This window comes from Dyella sp. (assembly GCF_036568765.1).
Taxonomy (GTDB): Bacteria; Pseudomonadota; Gammaproteobacteria; order Xanthomonadales; family Rhodanobacteraceae; genus GSA-30.
On the sequence record NZ_DATCRY010000078.1, the window covers coordinates 33,564 to 50,049 of the forward strand.

At 61.3% G+C, this 16,486-nt stretch carries 15 protein-coding genes; 3 read left to right on the top strand and 12 right to left on the bottom strand.

Annotated features, from left to right (window positions below):
- Window positions 1–35 precede the first annotated feature (35 nt).
- The 11 genes from VIM98_RS05995 to VIM98_RS06045 form a co-directional block, all read right to left on the bottom strand.
- The gene (locus VIM98_RS05995) at window positions 36–218 is read right to left on the bottom strand and encodes a hypothetical protein (protein WP_331992187.1); all 183 of its coding nucleotides are present in this window, start codon (window positions 216–218) and stop codon (window positions 36–38) included.
- 85 nt (window positions 219–303) lie between these two features.
- Window positions 304–1,434, bottom strand: a complete 1,131-nt coding sequence (locus VIM98_RS06000; protein ID WP_331992188.1) for a GNAT family N-acetyltransferase — start codon at window positions 1,432–1,434, stop codon at window positions 304–306.
- Window positions 1,431–2,978: an oligosaccharide flippase family protein gene (locus VIM98_RS06005; RefSeq protein ID WP_331992189.1), complete on the bottom strand. Its 1,548-nt coding sequence runs from the start codon at window positions 2,976–2,978 to the stop codon at window positions 1,431–1,433. Before VIM98_RS06005 ends, VIM98_RS06000 begins: the two co-directional genes overlap by 4 nt.
- Window positions 2,975–4,612 (bottom strand): hypothetical protein, encoded by a 1,638-nt coding sequence (locus VIM98_RS06010; protein ID WP_331992190.1) that lies wholly within the window; start codon window positions 4,610–4,612, stop codon window positions 2,975–2,977. Before VIM98_RS06010 ends, VIM98_RS06005 begins: the two co-directional genes overlap by 4 nt.
- Before the next feature lie 26 nt (window positions 4,613–4,638).
- Window positions 4,639–5,640 (bottom strand): UDP-glucose 4-epimerase GalE, encoded by a 1,002-nt coding sequence (gene galE, locus VIM98_RS06015; protein WP_331992191.1) that lies wholly within the window; start codon window positions 5,638–5,640, stop codon window positions 4,639–4,641.
- Window positions 5,637–6,467 (bottom strand): alpha/beta fold hydrolase, encoded by an 831-nt coding sequence (locus VIM98_RS06020; protein WP_331992192.1) that lies wholly within the window; start codon window positions 6,465–6,467, stop codon window positions 5,637–5,639. Before VIM98_RS06020 ends, galE begins: the two co-directional genes overlap by 4 nt.
- Window positions 6,468–6,599: 132 nt before the next feature.
- Window positions 6,600–7,358, bottom strand: coding sequence for a serine aminopeptidase domain-containing protein (locus VIM98_RS06025; protein ID WP_331992193.1), 759 nt, complete (start codon window positions 7,356–7,358; stop codon window positions 6,600–6,602).
- Between the two features lie 14 nt (window positions 7,359–7,372).
- Window positions 7,373–8,707 carry an outer membrane beta-barrel protein gene (locus VIM98_RS06030; protein ID WP_331992194.1) on the bottom strand — a complete coding sequence of 445 codons (1,335 nt, stop codon included), beginning with the start codon at window positions 8,705–8,707 and terminating at the stop codon, window positions 7,373–7,375.
- Between the two features lie 50 nt (window positions 8,708–8,757).
- Window positions 8,758–9,540 (bottom strand): polysaccharide biosynthesis protein, encoded by a 783-nt coding sequence (locus VIM98_RS06035; RefSeq protein ID WP_331992195.1) that lies wholly within the window; start codon window positions 9,538–9,540, stop codon window positions 8,758–8,760.
- On the bottom strand, window positions 9,537–11,075 hold the full coding sequence (locus tag VIM98_RS06040; RefSeq protein WP_331992196.1) for an XrtA system polysaccharide chain length determinant: 1,539 nt from the start codon (window positions 11,073–11,075) through the stop codon (window positions 9,537–9,539). Before VIM98_RS06040 ends, VIM98_RS06035 begins: the two co-directional genes overlap by 4 nt.
- Before the next feature lie 54 nt (window positions 11,076–11,129).
- The gene (locus VIM98_RS06045; protein ID WP_331992197.1) at window positions 11,130–11,756 is read right to left on the bottom strand and encodes an XrtA/PEP-CTERM system exopolysaccharide export protein; all 627 of its coding nucleotides are present in this window, start codon (window positions 11,754–11,756) and stop codon (window positions 11,130–11,132) included.
- Window positions 11,757–11,940: 184 nt separating this feature from the next.
- Here VIM98_RS06045 and VIM98_RS06050 point away from each other — a divergent pair, with 184 nt between their 5' ends.
- Window positions 11,941–12,672 carry a YdcF family protein gene (locus VIM98_RS06050; protein WP_331992198.1) on the top strand — a complete coding sequence of 244 codons (732 nt, stop codon included), beginning with the start codon at window positions 11,941–11,943 and terminating at the stop codon, window positions 12,670–12,672.
- Between the two features lie 26 nt (window positions 12,673–12,698).
- Here VIM98_RS06050 and VIM98_RS06055 read toward each other — a convergent pair whose 3' ends face one another.
- Complete coding sequence (locus VIM98_RS06055) at window positions 12,699–13,616, bottom strand: LysR family transcriptional regulator (RefSeq protein ID WP_331992199.1); 918 nt, start codon at window positions 13,614–13,616, stop codon at window positions 12,699–12,701.
- A 96-nt stretch (window positions 13,617–13,712) separates the two neighbouring features.
- Between VIM98_RS06055 and VIM98_RS06060 the strand changes: the two genes are divergently transcribed.
- Both VIM98_RS06060 and VIM98_RS06065 read left to right on the top strand, forming a co-directional pair.
- Window positions 13,713–14,462, top strand: a complete 750-nt coding sequence (locus VIM98_RS06060; protein WP_331992200.1) for an SDR family oxidoreductase — start codon at window positions 13,713–13,715, stop codon at window positions 14,460–14,462.
- A gap of 320 nt (window positions 14,463–14,782) precedes the next feature.
- On the top strand, window positions 14,783–16,486 hold a 1,704-nt coding region (locus tag VIM98_RS06065; RefSeq protein WP_331992201.1), incomplete at its 3' end, for a S53 family serine peptidase.

The following is a 16,486-nucleotide window of genomic DNA, read 5'->3' on the forward strand; positions in this document are numbered from 1 at the left end:
CGTTGTCGGCTTTCCTTCCACGCCCGCATAGAAAATCACCAGCAGCGCCGATTGATCGCCCGTGTAACCCTGGTGTATGCCATCGACCAGTTCGGGCAACACTTCGCCCGCACGTACCACCAGCTTGGTTCGGAGACCGCGTCCGCAGCCTCGGCCTGGTGTGAGGCACTCCATGCCACTGCCAGCACCATCGCCGCACCGTGCTTCATGGCTGTCATGACTTACCTCCTTGTTCGATAGCAATAAAGCTAATAAGGAGGAGTATAACGCCTCGCACAAAGAAATTTATGCACTGTCGCTGACCTAGCGCCAACGTTTTGCTTGCCTGTATCCCCACCTGACAAGCGACACCACGCTCAATCCCAGACGCGGCCACATACCCCGCGCCAGATATAGCGAACCGCATTCGCGCTGACGATCCGCCAATACGCGCTTGTATTGGTTATCGCCATAGCCGAAATCTATCGTGACGCCCGGATATCGATCGAGCAGATCCAGCACCGTCTCGAATACCAGCGCCGAGCCGATGCCGAGCGAGGCAAACTCCTCGTCGTAGCCCGTATCGTCGAGCACGTAGCGAGCACCGAGGATATAACCGTGCACGTAGGCAACCGGCCGCTCTCCCCGCATCAACAGATGACCGATCCAATGCCGATCCTCGGCCAGCCGACGAAACAAAGCACGCCGCTCCGGCATCTCCCAATCGATCGGCAATACTTCGGCATGCCAACTACGCGCATAGACACGATTCATCAGCGCCGTGTACTCGACTACTTGATCGGGTTCGTTAAAAATGCGCAACACCGTTTGTCCACCGAGCTTCTTGTAGACATTACGCAGCCGTCGCGTCAGATCGTTACGGCGCTTTCCGTCCAGTTGCGCCAGATAGGCGGCGGACGAGGCTTGCGGCGCGATGCTCCGGGCGACCTGCTCGACCAGATTCATGCTCACGGTGGCGAACGGACGCTGCCCCTGCCCCATCGCTCGCGCCAGGCTGTTAGGGAGATCGCTCTCCTGGATGCGGACGACCCGGATGTCGCCATCGCGCTGCAGGGCGCCGGCAATCAGTTGCTCGGCCAATTCACGGTCCGCCGGCAGGGCTACCACACCGTCGCCGAGCATGCGCAACACTTTGCCGCGGTAGAGCAGCACGCGGCGCGACCCAAGCGACAGGCGCACGTTGTGCACGGCTTCGGCCAAGAAAGGCGCATAGCCGATCACCTGCCCCAGTCCATTACTAGCCAGTACCAGATACAGCATCGTCGTTGGCCCTCGCCAGGCCAGCTCGAACGCCAGCCAATCCGGGTGCTGCACGATGCTGCATGCCGCGCCGGGTGTTTCGGCGAGGCGCACCAGCTCGGTCCTCGATTCGGCAAGGGCGATGGCGCAACCGATCACCGAGCAGGACAAGCGAGCCTCCTGGGGCGCAGTCATGGCACGCTCCGTGCCGCCGGTCGCTGCAACCAGTCCAGCCCCCGGACCAGCATGCGACCTGGCGGCCCTAGTCGGCCAATGAGATTTCCCAACAGCCGCAGGTCGTCCCCACTCCAGTACCTCACCCATATGCTGCCCGGCACGAATAGCGCGACAAACACGACGCAACCAGGCAGGAAACCGTAAAAACTCGGGGTCCATATCGTCACCAGCCATGCCGCCAGCGTGGCGACCGCTCCGACGGCGAACAAGCGCAGCATGGCCGCCACCGGCAGGCCATCGCGCGTCGCACGACGCAAGTAGAAGATGGCGACGCCAAGTTCCGTCAAACGCGTTGCCGCATAAGCCAGCACTGCGCCGGCCAACCCCAAAGGAGGCACCAGCAGTAAACCGAAGATGCCGTTGGCCAACAGGGAAATCACCGTAACGCGAACACGGTCGGCCTGGCGATCTACCACGGTCTGGAACGCACTGATGCTATTGCCGATCAACAGCAGTCCGGCCAATACCAGGAACGCCTCGATGGCCGGAATCGCATCGCTGTAGCGGCGGCCGTACATCAGAGTGACGATATCTGGCGTCGTCACGAAACCGAGTCCGGCGATCATCAAGCCCACTGCCCAATAGAACCGGGTAGCTTCGGCGAGAAATTGCGCGGTGCGCTCATGACCGTGCTCGCCATAGGATTTGGCCATATAGGGCAGCAAGGTGCTGGTCAATCCGACCGAAAACAGCTGCACCGCACCGCGCGTCAACGTCACTGCGATAGCGAAGAAACCGACCGCGGTCGAGCCGGCGAAGATATTCAGGAGAAATACTTCGAGCGTACCGGCCTTGAACGACCCCAGCAGCACGAGCACCGCCGTCAGTCGCAAATGACGCGACAACCTGCCGCGCATTTCCTCCGGCACCGGCCCCGATCGATATGGCGCGCAATAACGACGATACGCCAATCGATTGATCAGGTTCAAAAGCAGCGACGCGACCGCAAACAAGGCTATAAAAGCCAGCAGGCCCGCTTGGGCTATCGTCGCACCGATCACCAACAGCAAGCCAATGACGCCGGCACCGACGACCGCGATCGCCTCGGGCTCGAAGTGCTCTTGTCCTTTCTCGATAGCCACCAGCATGCCGTAATTGGCCTTCGCCAGCGTCGCGACCATCACGAGCGTGGTTACCGGCAACAGATACCCATGCCACTCCTCCGGTCGAATCGCCAGGACGGCCAGCAAGAACACGGCCAGCACGGCGGCCGAACTCCAATGTTGCAAACGACTTAGCCGTCCACCGATGTATGCGGCCACATCAGCCCTGCCGGCACCGTCGGCCTCGGCGATAAATTTGGTCGACGACGTGGTCAGCGCATGGTTGCAACACGTAATCATCCAGCTGCAAAGCCATACGGTAAACGCGTAACGGCCGAAATCGGCCGGCCCCAAGGCACGTGCGATCCAGATGCTCACGACTAAGCCGAGCGCATACTCGATATAGCTCGAGACAGAGACAATGGTGACGCTACGCAGCACTGCCAGGCGTCGGTTCATGGCTGGCCCCTTGCCACAGAGGCGGAAAGTCCGCTCCCAGGTGCTTGACGAATCATCCACTGCGCCACGGCGCTGCCACGATTGTTCCAATTGAACCGGCGCAGGGTGTCGTCCAGTGCCGCGCAAGCCGGCGTATAGGAGCTCGACAATGCCTCGAAACGGCGCTTCAGCGCCGCACTCTGCTTTGGATCGGGCTCGAAGTAGTACGCCGCGGCGACCGCAAAACCCAACTCCACGTTATGTGCGTCGCTGTACCAGCCATCGCTCTCCTGGATAGCCACAAGGGATTTTCGCTCCGCATGTGCCGACGACCAGTACCACGCAATCTGGCCGTTGCCGCCCGAGCACGGATTGCGCCAATCGTGCGATGGGGCCAGCAACGCTATATCGATCCACCCATAACGTTCCATATACTGGCCAAAGCTGGCGATCATCGGCGGAATACGTACGTCGCCAGTCACCAACCACGCATGCCAGAGGCCATCGATGATGTTCTCGCTCATCCACGGCGAACTTCCCCGCACGTCGGTGGCCGGATCCCAGGCATCGTTCTCGTGCAGGTTCCAGCTGTTGCGCCAGGAACCATCGTCACCCATGCCATCGGGATTGTTGCGCTGGTGCATGTAGAGCCAGGACACGCGCTCTTCGATGCGCGTCATATAACGGCGGTCGCCGGTCAACTCATAGGCGCTGACCGTCTGAAGCAGACCAAGTCCGGCCAGGCGCTCGGTGAAATAGTCGGACGGATGCCGATAAGGGCCCGGGCGGCGATTCCAACCGCCGTTCTCCCATAGGGTCATCATCTTGTCGATGGTGACGGCATCGTGCTGGGTATCGTCGCCGGTCAACGCCAGCGCCAACAAAACCGGCTCGACATACACGTACTTCACATCGCATGGCTTGTCGCCAAACGTCCAACCGCCGGCACAGGAGGGGCTGACCGGCAGACCGTCGCGACGGATATATTTCATGTAGAAGCGATAGCTCAGATCGGCCGCCTGCAGGTAGTCGAAGCGCCCTGTTCGGACATAGGCCTTGTAGAGCGTCGATGGGCGATCGAACAGCCAGGCAGTAGGATCGGCCACAGGCAGCTTGCGCGCCCAGCGGAACTGCGCAGATACATAGTTCGCGTACGGCTCCTTCGCCGCTGCTGGCAGCTGTGGACCCGCCACCAGCGAGTCGCAGAGCCATGTCGGCGTAAGCGTGGCCAGTACCGCCGGCACGCGAAAGCCGGCCTCGCCATTGACCAGGCCATCCGAGTACGGCCAAGCGGCAAGATCGTGCTCGCGCGGTCGACCCAAGGCGAAATAGAACGTCTTGTCCCGGCCGTCCATCCGCGTACGAAATTGCGCGCGCACTGCACGCACGCTGCCGTCCTTCGCGTACCAGCGCAGGGTTGTCTGTACCGCCGCAGGTATCTCGACGCCGCGATCGTCCAGAATACGCACCTGTTTCGGATCGCGTAAAGCGCCCGGCGGCAGGGGAATGCCGACAGTGACTCGTACATCCGGATCGCTACCGGCGTTACGATGCAGCACGATACTCTGCGTCGGTATCGTCTCCGCAGGTGCTGCAACGCTTTTGGCGCCTGTAGCGACCATGGCCATCGCCAGCGTTCCGGCCAGCACGATCATGCTCCGATGCATGTCAAGGAAGACATTCAAGCCGCCGACGTCAAGGGCGACTTGCGCGCAAGTTGCCATTCCCACGTCAGCGCCGTACGCACGATGAAGTCCAGATCGTCGTACTGCGGCTGCCAGCCCAGGAGCTGGCGAAGGCGATCGCTGCGTGCAATCAGCTTGGGTAGATCGCCCGGACGACGCGGCAGCTCCATGACCGTCAGCGGCCGCCCACCGACGCGCTGCACGGCATCGATCACCTCGCGCACACTGTAGCCGTGGCCATAACCGCAATTGAGCGTTAGCGACTCGCCGCCGCCGCGCAGATGATCCAGTGCGCGCAGATGCGCCGCTGCCAGATCGTCGACGTGGATAAAGTCGCGAATGCCGGTGCCATCGGGCGTGTCATAATCAGTACCGAATACCGCCAGGCTCGGGCGCTTGCCCACCGCGTGCTCGCACGCCACCTTGATCAGCAAGGTGGCTTGTGGCGTGGAATGGCCAATCCTTCCCAGCGGATCGCAGCCGGCCACATTGAAGTAGCGCAGTATCACGTGGCGCATCGCTCCGGTTGCACAGTGATCGCGCAACATGGTCTCGGACATCAGTTTGGAGGTGCCATACGGATTGATCGGCTTCGTCGGCGTTTCTTCATCGGCAACGCCATCGTCGGTCAAGCCGTAGACCGCGGCTGTAGAAGAGAAGATGAACTGCCGCACGCCCGCTTCGGCGCAACAGGCCAGCAGATTGCGTGTATTGCAGGTGTTGTTGCCATAGTACTTGAGCGGGTCGCTGACCGATTCGGGCACAATCGTATGCGCAGCAAAATGCATCGCCGCATCCACCTGATGCTCGGCAAGCACGCGCGACACCAGGGCCAGGTCACCCACGTTGCCGATCACCAGCTCGGCACCGCGCACCGCTTCGCGAAAACCGGTGCTGAGATTATCGATCACCACGACGCGATCGCCGCGTGCGACCAGCTGCTGCACGACATGGCTTCCGATGTAACCGGCCCCGCCGGTGACAAGTACCTTGCTCATACTCGCTTATCCGTCATGACTGGAAAATGGTGCGCCACCCAGCGCTCGATGCCTTCGATCAGACGGCTACGATCGCCGCTAAGGATGTAGGTGTGGTCGACCTCGCGCAGGAACTGCGTGCTGACAAAAGGATGGTTCATCACGCTGCCGAAACATTCGCGAAACTGCCTGGCGTGATTGAAGAAGTGGCTGATGCCGCCGGTGTAGATCAGACACATGCGCTGGCCTCGCTCGACCATGCCTGCCAGATCCGCGCGTACGACATCACGCGGCGATGGAGCCACCGCGAATACCGGTTCGGATGCCGCACGCGGAGCCGCCGCTGGCCGAGCGCGTGTCAACGCGTGGCGCCAGCGCTTCAGGTCGAACAACCGCGGGAGATAGTGCCGCAAGCGATAGCCGAACGTACGATAGGCATAACCGTCAAGGAATACCGCGCCGGCGACATGCGTATCCGTACAGGCTACCGAGTGAACGTTCTGCGCCCCCGAACATAACCCCACGAGCACAAAACGCTTGCAGCCGGCTTGTTCGTCGAGCAGGCGCATTGCATCGCCGACATCGGCATTGACCTGCTGCACCTTGGTCTGCGACTCACCGCTCGAGCCGCTGTCGCCCAGTGTGGACAGATCGAAACGCAATGTCGGATAGCCGGCTGCGTTCAGGCGCCTGGTCAGGTCTACATGTAGGCGGAATGGACCGATGCGATGCACCATGCCCGCATTGAGCACAATCACGCCCACGGTCCCCGGCTCGCTTTGCGGCAAGCCGGCAATACCGATCAGATGTTGTGCGCGGCCGAAACGAAAGGCTTTCTCAGTGTTCATGGAAGACCTCCGAAAGCCAGGTCCGTACGGAGACGACCTCAAGTTCCCGGATCCCGCACCTTGTTGCATGCAAGAAGCACTGGGCCACGGCATTCACCGAGGCGAGGCGGGAAGCCGGGGCAGCACGCGGTCTCATGCCGCGCTCCTCACGTGCGCTGTCACCGCCTGCACAAGCGGGTGCGAAAGAATGGCCGCCTCCAGGCGATCCAGGTCGTCCCAAGGTACGGAGGGATCCAGCGATACGAAACTGGTATCCGGCGCGTCCCGCCACGCCGGTGTGCGCGGCGCACCCTGCGAATCGAGGACCAGCGTGGGTAGCGACACAGGGACCAGATGCAAACCTCCGATCTCAGAGCGCAGGCGCTCGCTCACTGCGAAACCCAGCCACTGTGCCGCGATGTCGCTACACGAACGTGGCCGTGTGAAGCGATGCGGATCGTGCCGTAACGCTTCCTGCATGGCATCCAGCCGCGCGACATGACCAGCACCATCTACGATCGGATCCCAGATCATCAAGCCGGCAAGGCGCGCCGACGCAGCAGTCTCCACGGCGATGCAGGCGCCCAGGCGCGCACCGAACGCGATCACCCGCTCACAACCGCTGCGTCGGCGCAACTCATCGGCCGCTAACGCCGTATCGGCGATGCAGCGGCGCCAATTGAGTTCTTCGCTGGCACCGGCGGAATCCCCGCTGCCGTAGTAATCGAAACGCAACGCGGCCACACCTTCCGCCGCCAGTGCATGCGCCAACTGGCGATACAGGCGATGGCAGCGGATCTGGTCTTGGCCCAGCGGCGGGCACAGTAGAACCGCTTTGCGTGGCGGCATGCCCGTGGCATGGAACAAGCCGAACAGCTCGCCTCCCGGACCGAAGTGAAACGGAAGTTCCATGGGTGTGCGCGCTTTCACCGGCGATACACCACGCTGAAGAATAACTGGGTTTCCCGGTAATCCTGTCCGGCAACGTTGCTGTTGCGTCGCTGACGCGTTACCGAGGCATGCCAGCTCCAGTGCGGCGTAAACTGATTGGCCAGATCGAGGCCGAAGCGAACGGTATGGTCGGTGCGATTGAGCGTTTGATAGGTGAGCTTCTCGCCCGCGGCGAACGCCGAAAGCATCATGTTCGGTCGCAGTCGGTAAGTGGCACTTAAGCTACCGCCCTTGCCGACCTGGTCGAACGTCGGATCATTGAGATAGTGCAGCTTGCGGTATAGCGGCGCTACCGAAAAGGTCCAGCGCTCGCTATTGAATGCATACGTCGCTTCCAACAGGCGCTGCAAGTACACCTGCGAATCGACCACGGCATTGCCGGTGACAATGCCGCTACCGATACCCGTCCCGATGCCTCCAGTGCCCCCGGTAAGATCCGAGATGCTTGCCTGCCCGATCGGCGTCATCATGTCCAACGCGGCATCGGCGTACTCATACGAGCCCGACACCGCGAACGAACTGCGCAATGTCGGCTGCCAACCGACACTGAGACGTACCATGGGGCTGGAGTCGGTGCCTGCATGGCTGTACTTCAGCTGCGACCAGCCCACCATGACATCGGCATTGAACCGCGCCAGCTTGCTGGTATAGCGCAGGTACGCCTCGTTACGCGTGTAGTTGGGTCCCGTATCGGCGTTGTCGAAGGCAACGCGCTGGGTTTCGGCGTTGGCCGATACCTGATCGGTCGGACTGATATCGCGAAACAGCCGCAAAGCCAACAACCCACGCGAAGAATTGAACTCATCGACCTTGGACGCGTAACTGTTGATGTAACGCAGATCCACCTGCCCACGCATTGCCTGACCGAACTGCAGGTGCAGAGTCGGCCCAACCGATAACACATTGGTTTGTTGCTGGTTGTCGGGTGCATTGCTGGCCAATGAATCGACCGGCTGCACTGCAGCGTAGTCCTCGACAGCGAAATCCAGACGTTGTGGCAACACGGTCCAGTTGCCCTGCCCGGCCAGTTGCACCTGGGTCTGGTTGTCGAAGCGGCCACCGAGGTAATCGTGATATTCCAACGTACCGAGCACGTTGGCCTGGAAGGTCGATCCCTGCTGGGTAAAAGCGAAATTCATGCCCGGGATCAGCACATTCTGGCTAACCGGGTTATCGCTGCTCAGAGCAATGTTGTCGCTGTGTTCCGCGCCGACGTACAGCGAGTAGTCGAGCTTGCCCGCCCATGCCGCACCGGGTGCCGCGACCAGGGCGAGTAGCAGTGCTCGGGCAAGCGTGTTTAGAGCCGGCATCGTCCTTTCCCGGTAGCCTCGGAAGTTTTATTCGTGCAATTTCGTGCGCTTCACATCGTCTGGTTGAACACCACGCCGGCCAGTTTTTCTGGCTCGAAATTTGCCACTGCCTGGCTGATCGATGCAGGCGTGTCACGGCCGTAGCCTGCGACTACCACCACAAAATCGGCCAAGTCCGACAAAATCCTCGCGTCCGGCGAGCCTTTGATGGCCGGACCGTCCAGGAACAAGTAGCGATCCGCATAACGACTGCGCAGCGAGTCGAGCACGATGCGCATGCGTGCCGACGAGAAATATTCGCCACCGTTCTCGCGCGCCGTACCTGCAGGAATCAACCGCAGACGCGGAATTCCGGTCGGATAGAGCACGGTCTCGATACCACCGGCCCGATGTTCGAGCAGATCGATCAAGCCGCCGCGTGAAGGCGCCACACCCAATGCCTTGTGCTGGCTGGGATAACGCAAGTTGCAATCGACCAGCAGGCTGGTTTTTGCTTCGTCGAACGCAAAGGCCGCAGCCAGATTGCGCGCTACGAAACTGCCGCCGCAATGCGGGCTGACCGGCACGATCAAGGTAATGAAGTTATGCCGACCGGCCATCTCCAACAGGCGCGTTCGAATGCCGCGGAATGCATCGGAATGCTTTCGCGCCGACTCCTCGCGGTGAATCAGCCGGCGCTCCTCCAGTTGCACCGGCGCAAGCGCCGTGCCTTTCTGGTTCATCAAAGCGATCGAATGACTGCCCGATGTGCGCGCCTCGATGTTGTTGGCGGCAGCTTCCAGCACATCGCTGATGCGATGGGAGAAGATCTTTTCACCGTCTTCGCTCTTCATGTCCACCCCTTCAAACGCAGCCAGAGCATCACCAGATAGATCGCAGCCACACCGGCAATGACCAGCAGCAGAACCAGGTTATGCAGACGATCGCGCCGACGATCGCGCGGCGTCGGATAGAACGGTATGGAGGCCAACACCGGCAGACCGGTGCCTTGTTCCAGCTGCCAGACCGAGCGCACGCGCGGATCGAAGCGCACCAGTGCGAAAAGCAAACCTAGCGGCACCGCCAGAGACAAGGCGATACCCGCCAGGCTGAAGTGCATGAAGCGCAGACCTGTGGGCACCAGCGGCACCATGGCGGGATTCTGGATCTGGAATGTCAGTCCGCGCTGCTCGGCATCCAGGTTCATCGACACGCGTGCATTCTCGCGACGCTTGAGCAGATCCTGGTAGACATCGCGGTTGACCGTGTAGTCGCGGGTCAACTCGGCAGTGACGTTTTCCGAATTGGCAATGCGTTTGCTGCGCTCCAGCTCGGACTGCAACATCGATTCACTGGCCGCGATGCGCGCGGCCGCACCCGAGGCATCGCCGCGCGCTCCCGCCAGCTGAATCTTCAACTGCTGGTAGAGCGGATTCATCTGCACGCTGCCCTCCAGAGGCATGGCCGTACCGGCACGCTGTGCGCTCTGGCTACGCTCCATCTGCGCACGCACATCCTGCATCTGGTGACGAATGCGAATGACGTCCGGGTAATCATCGGTATACGTAAGGAGCAGTCGGTCAAGCTGAGCCTGCAAATCGGCGAGCTGCGCCTGATAGACACCGCCGACCGTCTGGATGGCGTTGACTTCCGATTCGCCGTTCAGCTGTGCGGATAGCGCCGCCTGCTGCGACTGCTTCTCCATCATGTACATGCGCGTGCTTTCGATCTGGCTGCGCAACTGACTGATGCGCGCATTGGTATCGGCTTCGCTACCGGGCCGCGCGTCGGCGTTGGCGTCGCGATAGGCCTTGAGCTTGGCTTCCGCGTCCGTCAGCTTGGTGCGATACGCCTCGACCTGGCTGTTGATGAACTCATAAGCCTCGCGGCTCTCGCGTTGCTTGGAGGCGAGACTTTCGCTGATGAACAACTGTGCGAACTTTTTGGTGACCTCGTAGGCGCGCCTTGGCTCGGAGTCGAAGTAACTGATCGTGATCAGGTTGTCGCGCGAGGTCTGTACACTAGTGCGCGACTTGATGCCTTCGATCAGGCGATCCTGCTCGACGGGCGACGGTTTCAAGGCCATCCAGCCGCCGGTGACCAGGATCTGGTCCATCACCTTACGGCTGAAGATCACATCACGAGCAATACCCGCACGGTTCTTGTTGCCTGTCGGCGAAGCCGCACCTTCCATCAATGGCGCGATGATATTGCTCTCCTGCGCCAGAATCGTGGTCGACGCCTCGTACTTGCGAGGCCACAGCATCCCCACGACCAGAGCGGTCAAGGCAATGGCCGCGAACAGGCCGGCCATGGCGAGTCGCCGCCGTTTGCCTTCACTCAACAACGTCGGCAACGCGCCGCCGAAAGGTATCAATTCACCGCTCATTGCATCCCCCTTGGGCATCCCTGTGCGACATCCGTCTGCGTAAGGCTCCGAACGTCAGAACGCCCGCTGCGGCACTGTGATCACGTCACCCGGCTGAACCGGATAGTTATTTGCCAAATCGCCTTGCTGCAGGATCTTCTCCAGCCGCACCGCGTATGAAGTGGTATCCGCACCGTTAGCGCCGCGCCGGTACAATTCCGTGCGATCGGGCGCGGCAAATTCGGTGGTACCGCCGGCGGCAAGCACGGCATCGAGCACCGTCATGCCTTGTCGGTAAGGAATCGAAATGGGGCTGCGCACGGCACCGGTGACGCGTACGCGCGACAGGTATTCATGACTGCGCAATGCCGTGAGAATCACGGCCACTTGCGGATCGCGCACATAGGCCTGCAGTTTGTCGCGAATCTCGGTCGAAACCTGTTCCGGTGTGCGGCCGCCGGCGGACACGTCGCCGATAAGCGGCACCGTGATCCGTCCGTCAGGACGCACCGGGACGCTGACGCTCAAGTCCGGGTTGTGCCAGACGGTGATTTGCAACTGGTCGTCCACGCCGATCAGGTAGGTATTGACCGCCTGAGCATCGTCGGCAGGTTTGGGCGGTGCGCTTGTGCTTCCCCCTGTGGCGCAGGCCGTCAACGACACGGCCAACCCCAGCATCAGAACGCGACGCAGAATGTTCATATGCGGTCACACCAATGTCTGAAAGTGTGACTCACACTACACGAAAGGCCCTTGACTAAAACGTTCGCAAACGATCTATAGCAGCCAGCCAGCCTGCCTATGCCTTTGGTTGGATAGGGGCGCGGCATACCCCTTGCGAGACTATCGGGTGTCCGTAAGAAGATCGCGCAGCGCCTGGATTTCCATGGGTTTCGTCGAACACATCGACCGCCTGCTCCACCCCGCCGTGCAAAGCGCGCTGCTGCTTGTTGCCGGCGCACTGCTGTTGCAAGGGCGTCACTACCGGCTTGCCGTAGTCAGCGCGACGGTCGCTATGGTTTGGCTGGGACTATGTGCCGCCCCCGCCTTCGCCAACTGGCTCGAGCGCGGCCTGGAGCAACGCTATACCCAGCGCGAACCACGGACCTATCCCACTGCCGATGCCATCGTTGTACTCGGCGGCGGCAAGCTGCCGGACGACCCGGCATGGCGCGATGACGATGCCGACGCACCGGTTACTCGCATGGATTTCGGACTCGAACTATTTCGCCAGCGTCGAGCCACCGTGCTGCTAGTGTCCGGCGCAGACCAGGCGAGCAAGATGGCGGACCGGCTTACACGACGCGGCGTGCCGGCTGCAGCGCTATTAGTGGAAGATACCAGCATCAACACGCGGGAGAACGCTGTCCATTCTGCGATTCTGCTCAGGCAGAAGAACCTGCAAAGCATCTTGTTGGTGACATCGGGGATTCACATGCCGCGCGCGCAGGCCAGCTTTGCACGGCAAGGCCTGAATGTCATCGCCGCGCCAACGCCCGATGGCTACATCGGCGCCGCGAACTCCTGGTGGCCGCGACGTGCGGCGCTGACGGTGACCGCACAATGCCTGCGGGAGCACCTGGGTTTGTGGGTCTACCGATGGCGAGGGTGGACATAAGCCACGTTTCGCAACCAGTTTCGCGACTAGGGCGGAACGGCGACTCCCTGCGTCAACCGCTTGGCCAGTCTCGGCTGCCGCAGCTGCTCTACCCACCATGTCAACGCACGCCCCTGATGATCCCCACGCCATCCGACGTACAGCGTATTCGGCTCGCGCCGCTCAGCCATCTTCTTTTCTACAAGCGCCCCGCTCCGTAACCACGGCGCTACTCTTTCGCGCGGCAACCAACCGATGCCTAAACCTTCGCGCTGCGAAAGCATCTTGGCTCGCATGGTCGGCACCGCCAGCGTCGCCTGCCCGCCTAAGACCCCATACCCGCGATGACGCGCCGCTCGCGAGGAATCCCCTACCACCACCGCCCGGTAGGGCAACAACTGCTCCTGTTGAAGAGGCTCCGTCACCTTCGCCAGTGGATGCCGTGGCGACACGGCAAATACCCACTCGATCACCCCGAGTTCGAACCATTGCAAGCGCGGCATCGAGGGCGGTTCGTTGGTAGCGCCAATCACCAGGTCGGCGCGCCCGTCCAGCAAGGCCTCCCAGGTGCCCCCAAGCACCTCATGAGTCACGCGCAAAGCCACGCCCGAGTCCAGTACGTCGAAGGAGCGAATGACCGGCAACAGGAGTTCGTACTCGAGCAGTTCATCGGTAACGATCCACAAGCGGTCCTCCCAGCCATGCGCCACCTGTTTGACCCGTCGGGTCAGACGGGACACGTCCAGGGCCAGCCTGCCCGCCTCCTCGGCCAACAGGCGACCGGCCGGAGTCAGTTGCAGGCGATAGCGCCGCCGGTCGAACAACAAAGCATCGAAACGCGCCTCCAATTGCCGGGCCGCATGCGAAACGGTCGAGGGTGCTTTACCTAGCCGGGCTGCCGCCCGAGTGAGGCTGCCACTGCCCTGGATAGCTTGCAGCAAGGCCAATTCGTCATCGGACAACATATTCGAACCTTTCGAACGAGTGCGTCGAAAGAATGGTACGGCAAACCCTCCATCGGGGCGCAAGCTTTGTCCAACCCAAACCCAAGGAGACAACCCATGCAACGTTTTACCGGCAAAACCGTCCTGGTCACCGGCGGCAACAGCGGCATCGGCCTGGCCGCCGCCAAAGCCTATGCGGACGAAGGCGCGCGAGTGGTCATCACCGGTCGCGACACCGCTTCCCTGGCGCAGGCTCAGGCCGAACTCGGCCCTGCGGCTGTCGCTCTGCGCAACGATGCCGCCTCGTTGCCGGCGGCCCGCACACTAGCCGATGAGCTGGCCACACGCGGCATCGACCTCGATGCCGTCTTTATCAACGCAGGCGCAGCCAAATTCGCGCCGTTCGCCGAAGTCGACGAAACCCTCTGGGACGCCAACTTCGATGTCAACGTCAAGGGCGCTTACTTCCAGCTTCAGGCGCTGCTGCCCCGCTTGAACGACGGCGCGGCCATTGTGATCAACGGCTCGATCAACGCCCACATCGGCATGCCAGGCTCTTCCGTCTACGCGGCAAGCAAAGCGGCGCTGATTTCGCTCGCCAAGACATTGTCTGCCGAGTTGTTGCCGCGTGGCATTCGCGTCAATGTGGTCAGCCCCGGGCCCATCAGCACACCGCTCTACAGCAAGCTGGGTATGGACGCCGCCACGCTCGAAGCTACAGCGGCGCAAATTCAGGCGCAGGTGCCCCTCGGTCGCTTCGGCAGTCCGGAGGAACTGGCGAGCACGGTGCTGCATCTGTCCGCCCGCGAGTCGGCGTTTATCGTCGGCAGCGAGATTATCGTCGATGGCGGCATGAGCCAACTCTGATTTCGAAATTTCAGAAAGAAATTACGTTAGGAAAATCGCTTTCATTAGCCGCGAGCTTTCATAAAGCTTGCGGCTTTTCATTTTCTTCTTTACGCAATTTAGAAGTTGATGAATGAAATGGAGCGCAATTTGGTTTGCTCGTCACACTTCAATTGCGGCACGCAAAAAATTCGCATCTGCAGGTGGGGTTTTCACGCGCGCATTCGTCTTTCAAAACGATGCATGCATGACGCGCCACCGCAACGCGTCGCAAGGATGCACGATATTCGGTTTTTCATAAGCGGTCGAAAGGTTCACCCACTTACTGGAGAGTCGCCGATATGAAGTTTGTCCCTGTCCGCCGGGTGTTGGCCCGCAAGCTCGTGCCCGCCTTTATTTTCGCCACCGTCGTTGCCGTCGGCGTCGATGCACATGCCGCCGATGTCGGCACCGGCATCAACCGGATCATGCGCACTCAAGTGCCCGACGCGGTAAGCAGCGGCCAAGCCGCACGCCTGGGCGATACACAGACCGCTCAAGTCAAGAAACTGGCGCTCAATCTGCCGCTACGCAACGAAGCCGAACTGGACAGCCTCATCCAGCAGATCTACGACCCGCACAGTCCTAATTACCACCATTACCTGAGCGCACAGGAATTTGCCGATCGTTTCGCTCCGACCCAAGCCGATTACGACGCAGTGGTGGGCTGGGCCCAGGTCAATGGGTTTACCGTCACCCGTATCGTGCCTAATCGTCGCCTCGTCGACGTGCAGGCACCCGTAGAGACGATCGATCGTGCATTACATATCAAGCTGACTGATTATAGGCACCCGACCGAAGATCGCAGCTTCTTTGCACCCGACCGCGAGCCGACGGTCGATCTTGGCGTGCCGCTGTTGAAGATTACCGGCCTGACCGATGTCAATCTGCCGCACAACCATATGCGCCGCGGCACCGTGATGCAGCAGATCAAGGCGCTGGCCCATGCCGAAGGATCCGGTCCGTCGGGCAACTATGTGCCCAGCGATATCCGCGCTGCCTACTACGGCTCAGGCTCGCTCACAGGCGCCGGCCAGACGGTGGCGATCTTCTCCTTCGAAGGCTACAAGGCCAGCGACCTCGCGCTGTTCTATAGCAAGACGGGCACGACATCGTCCGTACCGGTGCACAACGTGCTGGTGAACGGCTTCAGCGGCACCTGCAACTCGCGTTGCGACGATGGCGAGCAGGTGCTCGACATCGGTAACGTGGTCGGCATGGCACCGGGACTTTCGCAGGTGCTGTTCTACGAGGGCGACAGCGCCACCGACGTGCTCAACCAGATGGCGACCGACAACACCGCCAAGGTCATCAGCAGCTCCTGGGGCGGTGGCGACTTCGGCAGCGCGGACGATCCCATCTATAAGCAATTCGCCGCACAAGGCCAGACCTTCCTCAACGCCAGCGGCGACGACGGCTCATACAACTCCCGCACCTGGGATCCGCCCTCGCTCGATCCGAACATCCTAGATGTCGGCGGTACGTCGCTGGTGACCAACGGCGCGGGCGGCGCCTGGGTATCGGAGACCGGCTGGGGCGATACGTTCGAAGGGATCTATGGCGCCAGCGGCGGCGGTTTCTACAGCAAGGCCGGCTATTCGATTCCGTCCTACCAGAGCGCGGCCGGCGTAATCACCAGCACCAATAAGGGCTCGACCACGCTGCGTAACGACCCGGATCTGTCCATGGAAGGCGATTTCGACAACATCACCGTCAGCCAGGGCTCGGTGGAAACCGGCGTAGCAGGTACCAGCTATGCAGCCCCGCGTTGGGCAGGCCTGCTCGCCCTCGCCAATCAGCAGTCAGTGGCGGCAGGCCATGGCACGGTCGGCTTCGTCAATCCCAAGCTCTACCAGCTGGGACTGAGCGCCAGCTATCACAGCTTGTTCCACGACATCACCAGCGGCAGCAACAAGCCTTCGTCCGGTAGCGGCACCACCTTCAATGCGGTCGCCGGCTTCGACCTGGTGACTGGCTGGGGCAGCCCGATCGGGGCTGCCTTCATC

Coding starts and splice junctions, on each gene's coding strand:
- VIM98_RS06020 (WP_331992192.1), bottom strand. CDS start 6,467: ATGAACACTGAGAAAGCCTTTCGTTTCGGCCGCGCACAACATCTGATC.
- VIM98_RS06050 (WP_331992198.1), top strand. CDS start 11,941: ATGGGTTTCGTCGAACACATCGACCGCCTGCTCCACCCCGCCGTGCAA.
- VIM98_RS06025 (WP_331992193.1), bottom strand. CDS start 7,358: ATGGAACTTCCGTTTCACTTCGGTCCGGGAGGCGAGCTGTTCGGCTTG.
- VIM98_RS06000 (WP_331992188.1), bottom strand. CDS start 1,434: ATGACTGCGCCCCAGGAGGCTCGCTTGTCCTGCTCGGTGATCGGTTGC.
- VIM98_RS06005 (WP_331992189.1), bottom strand. CDS start 2,978: ATGAACCGACGCCTGGCAGTGCTGCGTAGCGTCACCATTGTCTCTGTC.
- VIM98_RS06060 (WP_331992200.1), top strand. CDS start 13,713: ATGCAACGTTTTACCGGCAAAACCGTCCTGGTCACCGGCGGCAACAGC.
- VIM98_RS06035 (WP_331992195.1), bottom strand. CDS start 9,540: ATGAAGAGCGAAGACGGTGAAAAGATCTTCTCCCATCGCATCAGCGAT.
- VIM98_RS06045 (WP_331992197.1), bottom strand. CDS start 11,756: ATGAACATTCTGCGTCGCGTTCTGATGCTGGGGTTGGCCGTGTCGTTG.
- VIM98_RS06030 (WP_331992194.1), bottom strand. CDS start 8,707: ATGCCGGCTCTAAACACGCTTGCCCGAGCACTGCTACTCGCCCTGGTC.
- VIM98_RS05995 (WP_331992187.1), bottom strand. CDS start 218: ATGACAGCCATGAAGCACGGTGCGGCGATGGTGCTGGCAGTGGCATGG.
- VIM98_RS06040 (WP_331992196.1), bottom strand. CDS start 11,075: ATGAGCGGTGAATTGATACCTTTCGGCGGCGCGTTGCCGACGTTGTTG.
- VIM98_RS06010 (WP_331992190.1), bottom strand. CDS start 4,612: ATGATCGTGCTGGCCGGAACGCTGGCGATGGCCATGGTCGCTACAGGC.
- VIM98_RS06055 (WP_331992199.1), bottom strand. CDS start 13,616: ATGTTGTCCGATGACGAATTGGCCTTGCTGCAAGCTATCCAGGGCAGT.
- galE (WP_331992191.1), bottom strand. CDS start 5,640: ATGAGCAAGGTACTTGTCACCGGCGGGGCCGGTTACATCGGAAGCCAT.